16 protein-coding genes, 1 tRNA gene and 1 pseudogene are annotated in these 16,025 nt (G+C 71.2%); 11 read left to right on the forward strand and 7 right to left on the reverse strand.

Features of this window, described 5'->3' with window-relative positions; genetic code table 11:
- Positions 1-217: pseudogene (locus AB0412_RS21895) on the reverse strand (2-oxoglutarate dehydrogenase, E2 component, dihydrolipoamide succinyltransferase); the annotation flags it as partial.
- 642 nt (positions 218-859) lie between these two features.
- Here AB0412_RS21895 and AB0412_RS21900 point away from each other — a divergent pair.
- From AB0412_RS21900 to AB0412_RS21945, 10 genes are all read left to right on the forward strand, one after another.
- Positions 860-1,828 carry a complex I subunit 1 family protein gene (locus AB0412_RS21900; protein ID WP_260828913.1) on the forward strand — a complete coding sequence of 323 codons (969 nt, stop codon included), beginning with the start codon at positions 860-862 and terminating at the stop codon, positions 1,826-1,828.
- The gene (locus AB0412_RS21905) at positions 1,828-2,508 is read left to right on the forward strand and encodes an NADH-quinone oxidoreductase subunit I (protein ID WP_366404260.1); all 681 of its coding nucleotides are present in this window, start codon (positions 1,828-1,830) and stop codon (positions 2,506-2,508) included. The genes AB0412_RS21900 and AB0412_RS21905 overlap by 1 nt, the downstream gene beginning before the upstream one ends.
- Complete coding sequence (locus AB0412_RS21910) at positions 2,505-3,227, forward strand: NADH-quinone oxidoreductase subunit J (RefSeq protein ID WP_366404261.1); 723 nt, start codon at positions 2,505-2,507, stop codon at positions 3,225-3,227. Before AB0412_RS21905 ends, AB0412_RS21910 begins: the two co-directional genes overlap by 4 nt.
- A complete protein-coding gene (nuoK, locus tag AB0412_RS21915) occupies positions 3,227-3,634 on the forward strand; it encodes an NADH-quinone oxidoreductase subunit NuoK (protein WP_366404262.1) in 408 nt (135 codons plus the stop codon). Before AB0412_RS21910 ends, nuoK begins: the two co-directional genes overlap by 1 nt.
- Positions 3,631-5,625 (forward strand): NADH-quinone oxidoreductase subunit L, encoded by a 1,995-nt coding sequence (locus AB0412_RS21920; RefSeq protein WP_366404263.1) that lies wholly within the window; start codon positions 3,631-3,633, stop codon positions 5,623-5,625. The genes nuoK and AB0412_RS21920 overlap by 4 nt, the downstream gene beginning before the upstream one ends.
- 6 nt (positions 5,626-5,631) lie before the next feature.
- Complete coding sequence (locus AB0412_RS21925; protein WP_366404264.1) at positions 5,632-7,206, forward strand: NADH-quinone oxidoreductase subunit M; 1,575 nt, start codon at positions 5,632-5,634, stop codon at positions 7,204-7,206.
- Positions 7,203-8,702: an NADH-quinone oxidoreductase subunit N gene (locus tag AB0412_RS21930; protein WP_366404265.1), complete on the forward strand. Its 1,500-nt coding sequence runs from the start codon at positions 7,203-7,205 to the stop codon at positions 8,700-8,702. Before AB0412_RS21925 ends, AB0412_RS21930 begins: the two co-directional genes overlap by 4 nt.
- Positions 8,703-8,950: 248 nt before the next feature.
- Positions 8,951-9,814 (forward strand): zinc metalloprotease HtpX, encoded by an 864-nt coding sequence (htpX, locus tag AB0412_RS21935; RefSeq protein WP_366404266.1) that lies wholly within the window; start codon positions 8,951-8,953, stop codon positions 9,812-9,814.
- Complete coding sequence (locus AB0412_RS21940) at positions 9,811-10,206, forward strand: YccF domain-containing protein (RefSeq protein WP_366404267.1); 396 nt, start codon at positions 9,811-9,813, stop codon at positions 10,204-10,206. Before htpX ends, AB0412_RS21940 begins: the two co-directional genes overlap by 4 nt.
- 121 nt (positions 10,207-10,327) lie before the next feature.
- Positions 10,328-10,594, forward strand: coding sequence for a GlsB/YeaQ/YmgE family stress response membrane protein (locus AB0412_RS21945; protein ID WP_366404268.1), 267 nt, complete (start codon positions 10,328-10,330; stop codon positions 10,592-10,594).
- 129 nt (positions 10,595-10,723) lie between these two features.
- On the opposite strand, the gene AB0412_RS21950 is transcribed toward AB0412_RS21945, so the two are convergent.
- A complete protein-coding gene (locus AB0412_RS21950; RefSeq protein WP_260827250.1) occupies positions 10,724-11,212 on the reverse strand; it encodes a YajQ family cyclic di-GMP-binding protein in 489 nt (162 codons plus the stop codon).
- Positions 11,213-11,446: 234 nt separating this feature from the next.
- On the opposite strand from AB0412_RS21950, the gene AB0412_RS21955 reads away from it, so the two are divergent.
- A tRNA-Tyr gene (locus AB0412_RS21955) sits at positions 11,447-11,528 on the forward strand.
- Between the two features lie 133 nt (positions 11,529-11,661).
- Here AB0412_RS21955 and AB0412_RS21960 read toward each other — a convergent pair.
- The 5 genes from AB0412_RS21960 to AB0412_RS21980 all read right to left on the reverse strand — a co-directional run bounded on the left by AB0412_RS21960 (position 11,662) and on the right by AB0412_RS21980 (position 15,978).
- Positions 11,662-13,074, reverse strand: a complete 1,413-nt coding sequence (locus tag AB0412_RS21960; RefSeq protein ID WP_366404269.1) for a site-specific integrase — start codon at positions 13,072-13,074, stop codon at positions 11,662-11,664.
- A 58-nt stretch (positions 13,075-13,132) separates the two neighbouring features.
- Positions 13,133-13,321 carry a helix-turn-helix domain-containing protein gene (locus tag AB0412_RS21965; protein WP_366404270.1) on the reverse strand — a complete coding sequence of 63 codons (189 nt, stop codon included), beginning with the start codon at positions 13,319-13,321 and terminating at the stop codon, positions 13,133-13,135.
- Positions 13,322-13,511: 190 nt separating this feature from the next.
- Positions 13,512-14,657 carry a DUF3631 domain-containing protein gene (locus AB0412_RS21970; protein ID WP_366404271.1) on the reverse strand — a complete coding sequence of 382 codons (1,146 nt, stop codon included), beginning with the start codon at positions 14,655-14,657 and terminating at the stop codon, positions 13,512-13,514.
- Positions 14,654-15,079 (reverse strand): hypothetical protein, encoded by a 426-nt coding sequence (locus AB0412_RS21975; RefSeq protein ID WP_366404272.1) that lies wholly within the window; start codon positions 15,077-15,079, stop codon positions 14,654-14,656. Before AB0412_RS21975 ends, AB0412_RS21970 begins: the two co-directional genes overlap by 4 nt.
- Complete coding sequence (locus AB0412_RS21980; protein WP_366404273.1) at positions 15,076-15,978, reverse strand: bifunctional DNA primase/polymerase; 903 nt, start codon at positions 15,976-15,978, stop codon at positions 15,076-15,078. The genes AB0412_RS21975 and AB0412_RS21980 overlap by 4 nt, the downstream gene beginning before the upstream one ends.
- Between the last annotated feature and the right edge of the window lie 47 nt (positions 15,979-16,025).

Here is a 16,025-nt window from a genome sequence, read left to right on the forward strand (position 1 = left end):
CGGCGAGCCAGGCGGCGGGTGCGGCCGGGGGTGCCGAGCCGACGTCCACGTCGTCGCCGCGCCGGGCGCGTAGTGCGGCTGAGGGTTCGGCGAGCCAGACGGCGGGTGCGGCTGGGGCTGCCGAGCCCACGCCGAGGCCGCGCCGGTCGCGTAGTGCGGCTGAGGGTTCGGCGAGCCAGGCGGCGGGTGCGGCCGGGGGTGCCGAGCCGACGTCCACGCCGACGCCGCGCCGTACCCGTACGGCAGCCGAGGGGTCCGTGAGTCAGTCGGCCGACAGCGGCGCCGAGACGGCTGCCACCGATGCCGGTGCCGACGCTGGTGCCGCCGCCGCGGAACCGGGCGCTCCGACCGAGCCCGCGGCCCGCCCCACACGCCGTGCGCGCACTGCGAGCGAAGGCTCCGCGAGTCAGCGGGCGACGGCCACGGACGCCGGGGATGCCACGGACGCCACAGACGCCACGGACGCCAGAGATGCCGCGGACGCCACGGAGGCGACCAGCGGCGAGTCCTCGCCCGCGCCCCGGGCCGGCCGGCCCGACCGCAAGCCTGCCGTCGCACCCCGCAGCCCGGACGCCCCGTGGCACCAGCCCCGCCCGGCCTTCGACGAACCCGATGCCGAAACCGCCCCCGAGACGGAAACAGGCCCCGAGCCCGAACCCGGCACCCACGCCCGCCCGAAGGCGACTCCCGGTCCGGACGGCGGACCCGAGCCGGAGCCCGAGTCCGTAACCGGCTCCGAGCCCGCCTCGACACCCGACCCGGCGCCCGCGCCCGACCCCGACGCCGCGCCCGATTCCGAATCCGAGCGCGGTCCCGAATCCGCGCCCCGTAACCCAGACACCCCCTCAGGAGGCCCGCAGTGAACGACGTGCTCGACGTCACCCTGCGACTCCTGCTCGTCTTCGTCGTCTTCCTCACCTTCCCCTTGATCATCGGTCAGACCGAGCACAAGGTGATGGCCCACATGCAGGGCCGCCTCGGCCCCATGTACGCCGGCGGCTTCCACGGCTGGGCCCAGCTCATCGCCGACGGCGTGAAGTTCGCGCAGAAGGAGGACGTCGTCCCGGCCGGCGCGGACCGCCGTATCTTCCAGCTCGCCCCGGCCGTCGCCCTCCTGCCCTACCTCCTCGTCCTGCTCGCCATCCCGATCGGCCCCGGCGAGGGCGCCGTAGGCCAGGTGCTCGACGCGGGCGTGTTCTTCGTGCTGGCGGTCATGGGCGTCGGCGTGCTCGGCTCGCTCATGGCCGGGTGGGCGTCCGCCAACAAGTTCTCCCTCCTCGGCGGCCTGCGTACCGCCGCCCAGCTCCTCGCCTACGAACTGCCGATGCTGCTCACCGCCGCCTCGGTGGCGATGGCGGCCGGCACCGTCTCCCTCGTCGGCATCCTCGACGCCTTCGAGTGGTGGTGGCTGCCCTGGCAGATCACCGGCGCGCTGGTCTTCTTCATCGCCGGCCTCGCCGAACTGCAGCGTCCCCCCTTCGACATGCCCGTCGCCGACTCGGAGATCATCTTCGGCGCGTACACGGAGTACACCGGCCTCCGTTTCGCCCTCTTCCTTCTCGCCGAGTACGCCGGAATCGTCGTCCTGTGCGGCCTGACCACCGTCCTCTTCCTCGGCGGCTGGCACGGCCCCTGGGGCGCCGACGGCCTCGGCTGGGTGTGGACCCTGCTGAAGACCGCCGTCCTTGCCTTCCTCGTCATCTGGCTCCGCGTCACCTACCCCCGCCTGCGCGAGGACCAGCTCCAGAAGCTCTCCTGGACCCTCCTCGTCCCCCTCTCCCTCGCCCAGATCGCCCTCACCGGCATCGTCAAGGTGGTGTTCCTCTGATGGCCCCGATCCCCGGCTCCGGCCTGGCCAAGGGCCTGGCCGTCACCCTGCGGACGATGACGAAGAAGTCCGTCACCGACCAGTACCCGGACGCCCAGCCCGAGCTGCCGCCCCGCACCCGCGGTGTGATCGGTCTCTTCGAGGAGAACTGCACCGTCTGCATGCTGTGCGCCCGTGAGTGCCCCGACTGGTGCATCTACATCGACTCCCACAAGGAGACGATCCCGGCGGCGACCCCGGGCGGCCGCGAGCGCAGCCGCAACGTCCTCGACCGCTTCGCCATCGACTTCTCCCTGTGCATGTACTGCGGTATCTGCATCGAGGTCTGCCCCTTCGACGCCCTCTTCTGGTCCCCGGAGTTCGAGTACGCCGAGACCGACATCCGCGACCTCACCCACGAACGCGACAAGCTCCGCGAGTGGATGTGGACGGTCCCGGCCCCGCCGGCGCTCGACCCCGGCGCTGAGGAGCCGAAGGAACTCGCCGCCGCCCGCAAGACCGCCGACAAGCTGGCGGCCCAGCAGGAGGCCGCGACCGCCGAGCCGGAGGCCGCGGCGCCGACCGCGACCGAGCGGCATGCGGACGAGCAGGCCCGCGCGGCCGAACAGCCCACCCGCCCGATGGGCGACTCCAAGCAGCAGACGGACCAGCCGAGGCCGAAGCAGGAGGGCCGGGAATGACCCTCGCAGCAACCGTCGGCCTTCTCGCGGCGGACACCACCGCCGCGGCCGCCACCGAGACGCACGGCTTCCTGTCCCCGACCGGCGTCGAGATCGCCTTCCTCCTCGTCGGCCTGGTCACCTTCGGCGCCGCCGTCGTCACCGTCACCACCCGGCAGCTGGTGCACGCCGCCCTGTGGCTGATGGTGACCCTCGGCGGTCTCGCCGTCGAGTACCTCCTGCTCACCGCCGAGTTCATCGCCTGGGTGCAGGTCCTCATCTACGTCGGTTCCGTCGTCGTCCTCCTCCTGTTCGGTCTGATGCTCACCAGGGCGCCCATCGGCCGCTCCCCGGACGCCGACTCCGGCAACCGCTGGGCCGCCCTCACCGTGGCCGTCGCCGCCGCGGCGGCCCTGGTCTGGGTGGTCGTCGACGCCTTCCGCACCACGTGGATCGACCTGGACGGCGCACCGGCCGGCTCCACCGAGGTCACCGGCGCGAGTCTCTTCCAGCACTGGGTCCTCCCCTTCGAGGCCCTCTCCGTCCTCCTCCTCGCCGCCCTCGTCGGCGCGATCGTCCTGTCCCGCAAGGCCAAGGCCGAGAGCGTGGCCGAGGCCGAGACCAGGGACGCGGCCGGGGCCGCGGCCAGGGGACCGGCCAGCACCCGGCGCGCCGCGGAACGCACTACGGAACGCTCCACGGACCACGACACGGCACGCGCCCCGGAAGGTGACCGCTGATGCACCTCGCCTATCCCGCCGTCCTGTCCGTCCTCCTCTTCTGCACCGGCCTGTACGGCGTCCTCGCCCGCCGCAACGCGATCCTGGTGCTGATGTCCGTCGAGCTGATGCTCAACGCCGTCAACCTGAACCTCGTCGCCTTCGACGTCTGGCTCAGCCGCACCGCGCAGGAGACCCTGCACTCCGGCCAGGCCCTGACCCTGTTCACCATCGCCATCGCCGCCGCCGAGATCGGCATCGGCCTGGCGATCGTCCTCGCGGTGTACCGCAACCGCGGCACCTCGGACATCGACAAGCTCCGCGACACCGCCGAAGGGCACGAGCCCGACGGCCCCGGCGGCGACGAACCCGGCAGCGACGCCTCCGCCACCCCGGCGGCCGGCGAGAAGGCTGAGGCCACCGCGTGACCACGACCACCCTCGCCGTCCTCGTCCCCCTCCTTCCGTTCCTCGGCTCCATCGCCGGCTTGCTCCTCGGCCGCACCGCGCCCGGCTTCGTCCGTCCGCTCGCCGTCCTGCCGACGCTCGCCTCTGTCGTCCTCGCCGCGACCGTCGCCGCACGCCAGGGCGGCGACCGGGCCCTGGACGCCGCCACCGAGCTCACGCCCACCGGCTCGGTCCCGATCGAACTCGCCCTGCACATCGACGGCTTCGCCGCCCTCACCGCCGTCCTGGTCGGTGTCGTCGCCTCCTGTGTGCAGATCTACTCCACGGGCTATCTGCGCGACGACCCGCGCTACCCCTCCTACGCGGCCCTCGTCTCCCTGTTCACCTCCGCGATGCTCCTGGTCGTCTACTCGGGCGACCTGATGGTGCTGCTGGTCGGCTGGGAAGTCATGGGCATCTGCTCGTACTTCCTGGTCGGCCACTACTGGGAGACCCCGGAAGCCCGCGCCGCCTCGCTCAAGGCCTTCCTGGTCACCAAGCTCGGCGACGTCCCGTTCCTCATCGGCCTGTTCGCCCTGGCCGCCGACGCCGGGTCCTTCCGCATCACCCGGGTCCTCGGCGCCGTGGCGAACGGCGGCATCGAGCACCCCACGCTGATCGCCCTGCTGCTCCTGGCGGGCGTGGCGGGCAAGTCGGCGCAGTTCCCGCTGCACACGTGGCTCCCCGACGCGATGGCGGGCCCGACGCCCGTCTCCGCGCTGATCCACGCCGCGACGATGGTCGCCGCCGGTGTCTATTTCGTCGCCCGTCTCCTCCCGCTGTTCGAGGCCTCCCAGGCCGCGATGATCGTCCTCGCCGTCATGGCCGCCGTGACCATGGCCGGCTCGGCGCTCGCCGCGCTCGCCCAGGACGACATCAAGCGCGTCCTCGCCTACTCGACGATCGGCCAGCTCGGCTACATGGCCGGCGCCCTCGCCGTCGCCGACCGCGGTGCCGCCGTCTTCCACCTCCTGTCCCACGGCGCCTTCAAGGCGCTGCTGTTCCTCGCGGCCGGCGTGATCATCCACGCCGCCGGCACCAACTCGCTCGCCGCCATGTCCCGCATGAGCCGGCTGCGCGACCGTGTCCCGGACGCCTACTGGACGATGACCGTGGCGCTGCTCGCGCTCGCCGCGATCCCGCCGTTCAGCGGCTTCTTCTCCAAGGAAGCCGTCCTCGGCGTCGCCGAGCACGTGGTCACCGGTCACACCGAGCACGCCCCCGCCGCCGCGGGCTGGATCGTCCTGCTCGCCGGACTGGTCACCGCTCTGCTCACCGCCGCGTACGCGACGCGCCTGTGGCTGCTGGCCTTCCGCGGCCACGGCGCCGACGCCCCCGACCACGGCCGGCAGCCGCTGACCATGACCGCGGTGCTCTGGGTCCTCGCGGTGCCCTCGATCGCCCTCGGCGGCCTCGCCTTCCGCACCCTGCCGGACTGGTTCGACGGCCACGACCTCACCCCGACCCTCACCACCTCCGTGCTCGGCACGGGCGTGGCCCTGGTCGGCGGCATCGTCACCTACGCCGCCTGGCGGCACACCACCGCCGCAGCGGCCCGTGTCCCGCTCGGCGCCGTCGCCGCGCACCCGGAGGGCGACGCCGGTCAGGTCGAGGCCGAGGCCATTGCCACCCACAAGCCCGCCTACGGGGACGTGGCCTACGCACCCGACCCGGCGGACCCCGGCCGGCTGCTGCTCGGCCCGCTCCACCGGCACGCGGCCGTCGGCTTCCACCTCGACGCCGTGTACTCGTCCCTCTTCGTCCGCCCCGTCCGGGCCGGCGCGAGCCTCGTGGCGTTCCTCGACCGCGAGGTCGTCGAGACCTACGTACGCGGCGCGGGCGCCCTGCCCCGCTGGCTCGGCGCCGCCGTGCGACGGGCGCAGACCGGCAATGTGCAGACCTATGTGAGCGCGCTGCTCGCCGGCACCGTCGTGCTCGCGGTGGCCGTCGTCCTCGTCGCCACGGGAGCGTGAGCAGGCGTGATCGATATCAGCGAGTCCGTGATGCAGTTCCTTCTGGCGTTTCTCGTCGTCGGCCCGCTCCTCGGCGCCGCCGCGGCCCTGCTGCCCGCCCCGCCCGGGCTGAAGGGGAAGTCACCCGACCAGGCCGTGCTCCGCCATGGCGTCACCGTCACCGGCGCGGTCCTCATCGCGGCGATCGTCCTCGCGCTCGGCTTCGACCACGACCAGCCGTCGAAGATGCAGGCCACGACCGACATCAGCTGGATCCCCGCACTCGACGTGCGGATCCACCTCGGCACCGACGGCATCTCCCTCCCCCTTCTGGTCCTGACCGCGCTGCTGACCTTCCTCAGCGCGCTCTACTCGTACTTCAAGCCGCCCACGGGCCCGTCCCCGAAGGCCTTCGTCGCGCTGCTGCTCGTCCTCGAGTCCGGCACCCTCGCGACCTTCGCCGTCCTCGACCTGATCCTGTTCTTCCTCGCCTTCGAGATGGTCCTGATCCCGATGTACTTCCTCATCGCCCGCTGGGGCGGTGAGGGCCGGGCCGAGGCCGCCTGGAGGTTCATCCTCTACACGCTGCTCGGCTCCGTGGTCATGCTGCTCGGCCTGCTCCTGATCGGAATCAAGGCGGGCACGTTCGACATGGTGGCACTCGCCACTGACAACGGCCGGTCGCTGACCACATCCGTGCAGGTCATCGCCGTTCTGGCGATCGGGATCGGCCTCGCGGTCAAGACCCCGATGTGGCCGCTGCACAGCTGGCTGCCCGACGCGCACACCGCCGCGCCGACGGTCGGCTCGGTCCTGCTGGCCGGCGTCCTGCTGAAGATGGGTACGTACGGGTTCGTCCGGATTCTTCTCCCCGCTGCCCCCGACGGCTTCCGCACCTTCGCCCCGTACCTGGCCGCCTTCGCCGTCGTCGGCATCATCTACGGATCCCTCGCCTGCCTCGCCCTCGCCAAGCGAGGCGCGAAGGGCGACCTGAAGCGCCTCATCGCCTACTCCTCCGTCGGCCACATGGGCTTCGTCCTCCTCGGCATCGCCACCATGACCCCGACCGGCGTCAATGGCGCCCTGTTCGCCAACATTGCCCACGGCCTCATCACCGGCCTGCTGTTCTTCCTGGTCGGCGCGCTCAAGGACCGCACCGGCAGCACCGACCTCGACACCCTCGCCGAGGAGACCGGCGCCGCCCTCTACGGCAAGGCCCCGCGCCTCGGCGGCCTGCTCGCCTTCGGTGCCGTCGCTTCCCTCGGCCTGCCCGGACTCGCCGGATTCTGGGGCGAGATGCTCGCCCTGTTCGGCGCGTTCGACCCAGCCGAAGGGCTCAGCCGCCCCGCCTTCCTCACCTTCATGGCGATCGGCGCGTTCGGCACGCTGCTGACGGCCGCGTACCTGCTGGTCGTGGTCCGCAGGGTCTGCATGGGCGCCGTACCCCAGGAAACCCCGGAACTCACCGACGTGCGCGGCTACGAGTTCGCGGCCTGGACCCCGCTCGTCGTCCTCACCGTCGTCGCCGGGCTGTGGCCAGGGGCCCTCCTCGGGCTGACCGACCCGGCCGTGCAGCAGCTCCTCGCAGGAGGCACCCGATGAGCTCCCTCGTCCAGTCCGTCGACTGGCTGGCCATCGCACCGCCCACCATCGCCGCGGTCGTCGGACTCGTCGTCCTCGTCGCCGACCTGTTCGTCACCGAGTCGAAGAAGCCGCTGCTCGGCTGGCTGTCGGTGGCCGGGCTCGCCGCCGCCACACTGCTGCTGCTGCCCCTCCTCGACGCCGACCGCAGCACCTTCTGCCTCGTCGGCGACACGCGCGTGTGCAGCTACACCGCCGACCGGTTCACCCTCGTCATCCAGCTCCTGGTGCTCGGCGGCGCGCTCCTCACCGCCCTGCTGTCGGTCACCGCCCTCAAGGACGACGCGAAGCGCCTCCCCGAGGGCGAGTACTGGTTCCTGTTCCTGTCCTCCGCCGCCGGCGCCGCCCTCCTGCCCGCCTCCCGCGACCTCGCCACGCTCATCGTCGCCCTGGAGGTCGCCTCCCTGCCCGCCTTCGCCCTGGTCGGCCTCAGGCACGGCGACCGCAGGTCGTCGGAAGCGGCCCTGAAGTTCTTCCTGTCCTCGGTCACCGCCACCGCGGTCAGCCTGATGGGCATCAGCTTCGTCTACGCCGCCACCGGCACCCTCCACCTCACCCTGGTGGCCGAGCGCATCCAGAACGTCGACGGACAGCTCGGCACCCTCGCCCAGACCGGCGTCGTCCTCACCCTGATCGGCTTCGCCTTCAAGACGGCCGCCGTCCCCTTCCACTTCTGGGTGCCCGACACCTACGTGGGCGCCCCCCTGCCCATCGCCGCCTATCTGTCGGTCATCGGCAAGGCGGTCGGGTTCTCCGGCCTGATCCTCGTCACCGTCGTCGCCCTCCCGTCGTACGCCGACGTCTGGGGCCCGGCACTCGCCGTGCTGGCCGCCCTCACCATGACCGTCGGCAACGTCGGCGCCCTCAGACAGCAGGCCACGCGCGCGTACAGCGCGGTACGCCTCCTCGCCTGGTCCTCCGTCGGCCAGGCGGGCTACCTCCTGGTGCCGATCGCCGCCGCCGCGTACGCCGAAGACGCCGAGCAGGCGATCGGCTCCACCGTCGCCTACGCGCTGATGTACGGAGCCGTGAACCTCGGCGCGTTCGCGGTCGCCGCCGTCGTGGGCCGTACGAGGACGCTCAACCGCGTCTCCGACTACCGCGGTCTGTACGCCTCCAGCCCGCTCACCGCGCTCCTGCTCGCCTTCTTCCTGCTCTGCCTCGCCGGACTCCCGCCGGGCATCATCGGCCTCTTCGCCAAGGTCACCGTTTTCTCCGCCGCCGTCGACGCCGGACTGGGCTGGCTGGCCGTCGTCATGGCCGTCAATGTCGTCATCGCACTGGTCTACTACCTCCAGTGGACGGCCGTGCTGTTCCGCGCCCCCGAAGGCGCTCCGGCGAAGCACCACCTCCCGGCGCCGCTCACCGCCGCGCTCGCCCTCACCGGCGTCCTCGGCATCGCCCTGTCCGGCGCACCCCAGCTGGTCCTGCGCTTCACCGGCACCGGCCTGTTCTGAACCCCCGGCCGCATCCCGCACGCGCGCGTGCGGCATCCGCCGTCCACGCGCGCGTGCCCCACGCCCCGCCGTCACCCGGACGGTTGACACGCGCCACCGCGCGCACAAGGGAACTAGTCCCCCTCGCCTGGCGTTGACCGGTACGGGAGGGTCCACTGGACGTGACACCACCACGACCAGTGGCAGCGCAGATCACAAGGAAGATCAGCAAGCAAGGGTCCCCTGCCGCACGACTTGGAGGGCGTACCGTGCACCGCCGGCACAACGGGCTCAGGACAGCGGTCCTCCTTGGGGGACTGTCCGCACTCATCATCGTCATCGGCAGCTTTTTCGGCCGCATGGGGCTCGTCGTCGCCGTCCTGATCGCCCTCGGCACCAACGCGTACGCGTACTGGAACAGCGACAAGCTGGCCCTGCGCGCGATGCGCGCCCGCCCGGTCAGCGAGTTCGAGGCCCCGGGGCTGTACCGCATGGTCCGCGAGCTCTCCACCCAGGCCCGCCAGCCCATGCCCCGCCTGTACATCTCCCCGACGGAGGCGCCCAACGCCTTCGCCACCGGCCGCAACCCGCGCAACGCCGCCGTGTGCTGCACCGAAGGCATCCTGCGCCTGCTGGACGAGCGCGAGCTGCGCGGCGTCATCGGCCACGAGCTCAGCCACGTCTACAACCGCGACATCCTGATCTCCTCGGTCGCCGGCGCCCTCGCCTCCGTGATCATGTTCCTGGTCAACTTCGCCTGGCTCATCCCGATCGGCCGCTCCGACGACGACGACGGCCCCGGCCTGCTCGGCATGCTGCTGATCATGATTCTGGGCCCGCTCGCCGCCACGCTGATCCAGCTGGCCATCAGCCGCTCCCGCGAGTACGAGGCAGACGCCTCCGGCGCCCAGCTCACCGGCGACCCGCTCGCCCTCGCGAGCGCCCTGCGCAAGCTGGAGCTCGGCACCAAGCAGCTCCCGCTGCCCCCCGAACCCCGCATCGAGACGGCCAGCCACATGATGATCGCCAACCCGTTCCGGCCCGGCCAGGGGTTCTCCAAGATGTTCTCCACCCACCCGCCCATGGCGGAACGCATCGCCCGACTCGAGAAGATGGCAGGTGGCACCCGATGAAGACCATTCTGAACGTCATCTGGCTCGTCCTGAGCGGCTTCTGGCTCTTCCTCGCCTACCTGCTCGCCGGCGTGCTGCTCTGTATCACCATCATCGGCATCCCCTTCGGCATCGCCGCGTTCCGGATCGGCGTCTACGCCCTGTGGCCCTTCGGGTACACCACGGTCGAACGCCGCGACGCGGGCGCCGGCTCCTGCGTCGGCAACGCCCTGTGGCTGATCCTCGCCGGCTGGTGGCTGGCCCTCGGACACATCGCCACCGGCATCGCCCTGTGCGTGACGATCATCGGCATCCCGCTCGGCATCGCCAACTTCAAGCTGATCCCGGTCTCCCTGCTGCCGATGGGCCGCGACATCGTCCGCACCGACCAGCCGTTCACGTCGGTGCGCTAGACCACCACTGCGTCGCACCGCGCAGCGAGCGAGAGCAGGTGCGAGGTCCGGCCGGTGCGAGGCCCGGCAGGTGGGATGCCCGAGCAGGTGCGAGCCCGGCGGGAAGGGGCAGGCTCACGGCATGACGATCATCAGCTGGATCATCCTGGGACTGCTGGCCGGAGCCATCGCGAAGTTCCTGCTGCCGGGCCGCGACCCGGGCGGCCTCATCGGCACCACCCTCATCGGCATCGCCGGTGCCTTCATCGGCGGCTGGATATCGGCCCGTCTGCTCGACCACCCCGTCACCAAGGACTTCTACGACGGCACGACCTGGGTCGCCGCGATCGGCGGCTCGCTGGTCCTCCTGATCGCCTACCGCCTGCTGTTCGGGCACTCGCGCGACTGACCGCGAGGGCCGGCGAGGAGGCCGGCGAGCAGACGCATCGCCGGGCGACGAGGGAGAAGCCGGCTCGACGACCGGCGGCGCAGAGGGTGGGCTCCCGAAGCGCCGCACGGGCGCCCACCCGTCCGCGTCCTAGCGGTAGTTCACGAACTGAAGGGCGAAGTCGAAGTCCTTGCCCTTCAGCAAGGCGATGACGGCCTGCAGGTCGTCGCGGCTCTTGGAGGTGACGCGCAGCTCATCACCCTGCACCTGTGCCTTGACGCCCTTCGGACCCTCGTCGCGGATGATCTTCGCGACCTTCTTGGCGTTCTCCTGGGAGATGCCCTCCTGGATGGAGGCGAAGATCTTGTACTCCTTGCCCGAGAGCTGGGGCTCACCCGCGTCCAGGGCCTTCAGTGAGATGCCACGCTTGATCAGCTTGGACTGGAAGACGTCGAGGACAGCCTTCACCCGGTCCTCGGAGTTCGCCTCCATGAGGATCTTCTCCCCGGACCACGAGATCGAGGCGCCCACGCCCTTGAAGTCGTAACGCTGCGAGATCTCCTTGGCGGTCTGGTTGAGGGCGTTGTCGACCTCCTGCCGCTCGACCTTCGAGACGATGTCGAAACTGGAGTCGGCCATGTCCTGTGGCTCCTTGTATCGGGGTGCGTATCGGGCTGCGAACCGAATGCGTACCGGCGTACCTGGGGCGGCCATCGAGCCCGCAACGGTCCCGGGCCGCATCCGGACAAGCCTAGCCACCCCCCGGCCCCCGGGTGGCGATCAATCGGGTGGCGAAGCACCCCTGTCCATCGGGTATTGTTTACGTCGTTGCCACGGAGCACCGCCGAAAGGCGGTTCGACGGCAGCAACCCCGGCGGTGTGCCCGAGCGGCCAAAGGGAGCAGACTGTAAATCTGCCGGCTCAGCCTTCCCAGGTTCGAATCCTGGCGCCGCCACACTTGAGGAGACCCTCTCCGAACTGCGGAAACGCAGCACGGAGGGGGTCTTTCCTATTCGAACACGCTGATGCGAACGGCGCCCGAAAAGCGCAGGTTGTCTCACCTGGTCTCGGGGGTGGCCCGGCTCTGATCAGCGTGTGTCCCCCAGGCGTCCCCCGGGGGAGGGATGATCTCCGTCCCATTCCCGCAGGCCAGCCTCGATCTGGCGGTTCGCTCGGTCCTGAGCCTGTGCGAGAACCTTCGCGTAGACCCGTAGCAGCACGGCTACGGAGTGTCCGGCTCTGCGCGCCACCTCCATGGGGTCGACACCGGAGAAGAGCCAGAACGAGACCCCGGCGCATCGAAGGTCGTACGGCCGGCGGGCGAGCGGCGACGCCACCTCGGAGGGGGACAGGGCAGCGCACCGAGCTTCGGCCCAGACCTCGCCATATCCCGTGTCCTGGATCACGCCGCCGCGGCTCGTGCGAAACAGGCGGCCATCCGGAGCGGCGCCGTACCGCTCGATGTGCCATCGCAGCATCGCGACGAAGTGCGGCGGGATCGGCACCACCCGCGAGTCCCGGACCGCTCGCGCCTTCAGGTGGCGGTCCTGGTGCGCCCGGTCGTCGTCCGTCCAGCCGTGGCCGGCGTGCACGATGCCGCCGCGCAGCGTGAGATGCCCCCACCCACGCTTCGGCAGGTGACACTGCGATGCCTTCAGGCCCACGGCCTCAGCGGGACGCATGGCGGCGTAGTAGAGGCACCCGAAGAAGGCTTCAAGGTGCGCGCCGCGCTCCCCCTGAGCGCGGACCCCTTCGAGCAGATCCCTGACTTGGCGCGGGTTGGCGACGCTCGCCGGGTCGACTTCCTCGGTCGACTTTGGAGCCGTCCACTTCACCGTGGTCAGCGGGTTCACGGGGACAGTGAAGTACCGCCGTTCGACCGCGAGCCCGAGAACGTCGCTCAGGCAGGCTCGCTTGCGACGGGCAGTACGCCCCGCCGCGGGGGAGCCGTCGAGCAACTTCGACAAGGCGTCCAGTGCCGCGCGGAGCGTCGCAGGGTCTTCCAGGGCTGAGATGGCCACGGAGTTCTTCTCAACCCATCGAAGGGCGTCGGCCACTTCGGCGGGAGGCTCTTGACCCCAACGGCTCTTGTTGTACGCCCACCCGTACAGGGCGCTACGCAACACTCGGGGCGCCGGGCGGCCGGCCGCGGTCTTCACGAGCGCGGCCGTGATGGTCGCGAGGGCGTCGGCGTCGTTGCGTCGGGACTTGGCCGGGAGGCGGTCCCATCTGCTGTCGACGTACGCTCGGGTGTGCTCGTACCAGGTGACGGAGCCGTTCAGTGCGCGGAGCTCGGAGGCGGGCAGGCCCGTCTCCACGTCGAACTGCTCGCCTTTGCGGAGAGCGGTCATCAGTTCCGAGCGGCGGCCGTCCGCCTGCGCTTTGACGGTGTAGCTCTTGGAGTGCTTCTGCGGACCGACCAGCCAGCGGACGCGGTACGGCTTGGGACGGTCACGGCGGATCTCGATGCTGTAGACACGAACGTCGTAGGTGAAGGGCATTGCTCTCCATGCGGAAGGCGGGCCCGCCCTTCCAGGGCGGGCCCAGCAGGCGATGCGGTCAGGCGGCGTGCTCGGTGCAGCTCTCCCACCACGCGTCCAAGTCGGCGCGGCTGATACGGACTTGGCCGTTGGGGAGCTTGCGGAGCTTGGGAGCTTGGCCGCGTGCGCGCATCCGGTAGAAGGCTGCGCGGCTCATGCCGATTTCCTTGAGAACCTCGGGAAGTTTGAGCATCTCGGGGCGGGCCACGGTCGACTCCTTCGCGGGATCGGGCATGGCGGGGCGCTTGGCCCCCTTCTGAGGGCCGCTACTTCCGCTACCGCCGCTACCGCGCAGGTCAGGGGCCTGTGCGGGGTAGCGGGAAGGAGTAGCGGTAGCGGATGGGTAGCGGCGGGGTAGCGGCTCGCGACGGCGGTTGCCGCTACCCCGTTAGCGCTGGTCAGGCCGCGTCCTCCGTCTCAGGTAGCGGAAGTAGCGGACATTCTGGGGGTGGGGGGCAGTAGCGGGCCCACGCGTCGGCGAGATCGGCGGCGTAGTAGCCCTTGAGGACGCTCCCGGCGGTCTTGATGTTGCGGGAGGTGATCGGCTCGTTGTCGGCCGTCATGTACTCCGCGAGCATCCGCGAAAGCCGCCGGTTGTCGAGCGGCTTGCCGTTGAGGTCGGCCCACGGGGCGTCGTCGAGGGCGTTGAGCCGGTCGAGGATGGCGACGGTGGGCAGGCGGTCGATACCGACCATGACGTGATCGCGCAGGTCGGTCAGCAGCCGAACCCCCAGACTGCCCTTGTCATTGGCCTTGGACGCACTGACCAGGGTCACGCAGGCTGCGCGGGCGCGGTCGGGCCAGGTGCCGCCGGCGGCGTCGGCGACGGCGAGGAGGGGTTCCCACACGTCGGCCGGCCGGTCGGTCACGCCGTCCGGCATGTCCGGCCACGCCCCGATGACGGCATCGCGGACCTGTTCGGCCCAGGTGGCGAGGCGGTCACGGAGCTTGTGCCCCTCAGCTTCGTGGATGCGGGCCCGGAAGGGTTCGACCTTCTCGTTCCTGGCCCGGCGGCGCATGCGGATGATGACCGAGCGGGACAGGATCGTGTCGGGCAGGGAGCCGAGTCCGGCGACCGCGACCGCGCAGTAGGAGGGGAAGGCTTGCACGGTCTGGTTGCCGCCGTCGCCGATGCACCGGTAGGTGACCCCGGTGCGGCGGTGTCCGGCGTTGAGGAACCCGCGCAGTTCCTCGTTGTCCCCCGCCTTCGGCCCGAAGACCGTGTCGATCTCGTCGAAGAGGATGGTCGGCTTGGCGGTGCCCGCGGAGACGGACCGGAACAGCGCGGCGGCGGACGCGTTCACCGCGGTCATCGGGTGCGGCACGAGAGTTTCCACGATCTCCAGCGCGCGCGTCTTGCCCGAGCCCGGCTCGGGGGAGAGGAACGCGATGCGGGGGGTGGAGTCGAAGCAGTCGAGCAGGTGGGCGTGGGCGTCCCACAGCGCGACCGCGACGTAGGCGGCCTCGGTGGGGAAGACGTTGAAGCGGCGGTGGAAGGCTTCCACCTCGTTCAGCAGAGCGGCCCCGTCGATGGCAGTCGTCATGCGGCGACCCTTCCTTCCAGCGTGGTGGGGGCTTTGGTGCAGCCGGAGGTGTGGGCGGCGTACTCGTTGACCAGCGCGGTCACGGCATCCTGTCCCCGGGCGGTGCCGGTCTCTCCGCAGGTGCAGGCGTAGGCGGCCGTGGGGATGCGGCCGTGGCGCAGGGACCAGCGGGCCCCGTCCCAGTGGTGCCGGTAGACCGGCGGGGCGTAGATCCGGATGCCGGGCCCGTCCGGCGTCGGGTCGGCACTGGGGTGCGCGCCGGCGGACGGGAACCGGTTCGAGCGAAGAACAGAAACGACGCCCTTACGGGCGGCGCCCTTCGGCTCGCCCACGGCCGCCGGGGGCGCGGTCGACTTGGCGGCTTCCGGGCCGGTGATGGCGGCCGGTTGGCCTTCCAAGCGGGGGGTGGCAGGAGTGGTCACGCCGCCTCCCGGGGGCGGGCGGTGCGCAGGGAGCTGTCCAGGGCGCTGCGCACCGTGGCGCGGCACTCGCCCGCGGTGAGTCCGGCCGCCTCTCCAGCCGCTTGGAAGGCCTCCTCTGCCACCTGGCGGGGGAGGTCGCCCCATGCGACGAACCGCCCCACCTTGAACGCGCTGCGGTTCAACGTGACGTTGCGCAGACCCTCCGGTGCGGAGGCGACGGTCGCGCATTCGGCTTCCAGCGCGGCCACGGCGGCGTGGCTGCCGTCCACCGCCGGGAACCGCAGCGGGCCCACAGGGCGCGCGGGAGCCGGACGCAGGATGCTCAGCAGCCAACCCGGCAGCGAGGCGGTCACAGAGCCGTTCAGCGGCTCGTACCGTCCCGCCGGGGTGACGCTGCCCGCGGCGATCACGTAGCCGCCCCACGCACGCGTGTCGACCGAATCGGCGACCGTCCCCGCCGTGTTGGGCAACCGAATGCCGTCCGGAGCGGTGAAGTACAGGTGCGTTCCGCCGCTCGCGGTCCGGGTGCGGTAGGTGTCGGGGACGGCGTGCCCGGCGCGCTCGCAGAGCGCTCCGAAGGTCGCCGCGCCGCAAGGCGCGTCCGAACTGCCCTTGTCCTTGGGCACGTCCAGGTCGATGACGACCAGCCCGGACGGGCCGGTGGCGATACCGACGTTGAACGGCGCGGTCGACCACGCCGCGCGGATGCGGTCGGGGTCGGTGGTGGCGCGCTGTTCCCACTTCACGTGCCCGCCGGCGCACGGGCCGGTGCGGGTGCAGGTCTTTGCGCCGTGCAGGGCGGGCCGCTTGGTGCCGGGGCGTAGGGGGAAGACGTGCCAGCCGCGTTCGGCGGCGTCCAGTGCCGCGCGCAGCAGCGCGGAACGGGTGTCTTGGGTCATGCTGGATGTCTCCAGTTCCTCGGTTGGGGTTCTGGTTGGGCAAGGGC

Origin of the sequence: Streptomyces sp. NPDC052012, assembly GCF_040689265.1 — a bacterium.
Taxonomy (GTDB): Bacteria; Actinomycetota; Actinomycetes; order Streptomycetales; family Streptomycetaceae; genus Streptomyces.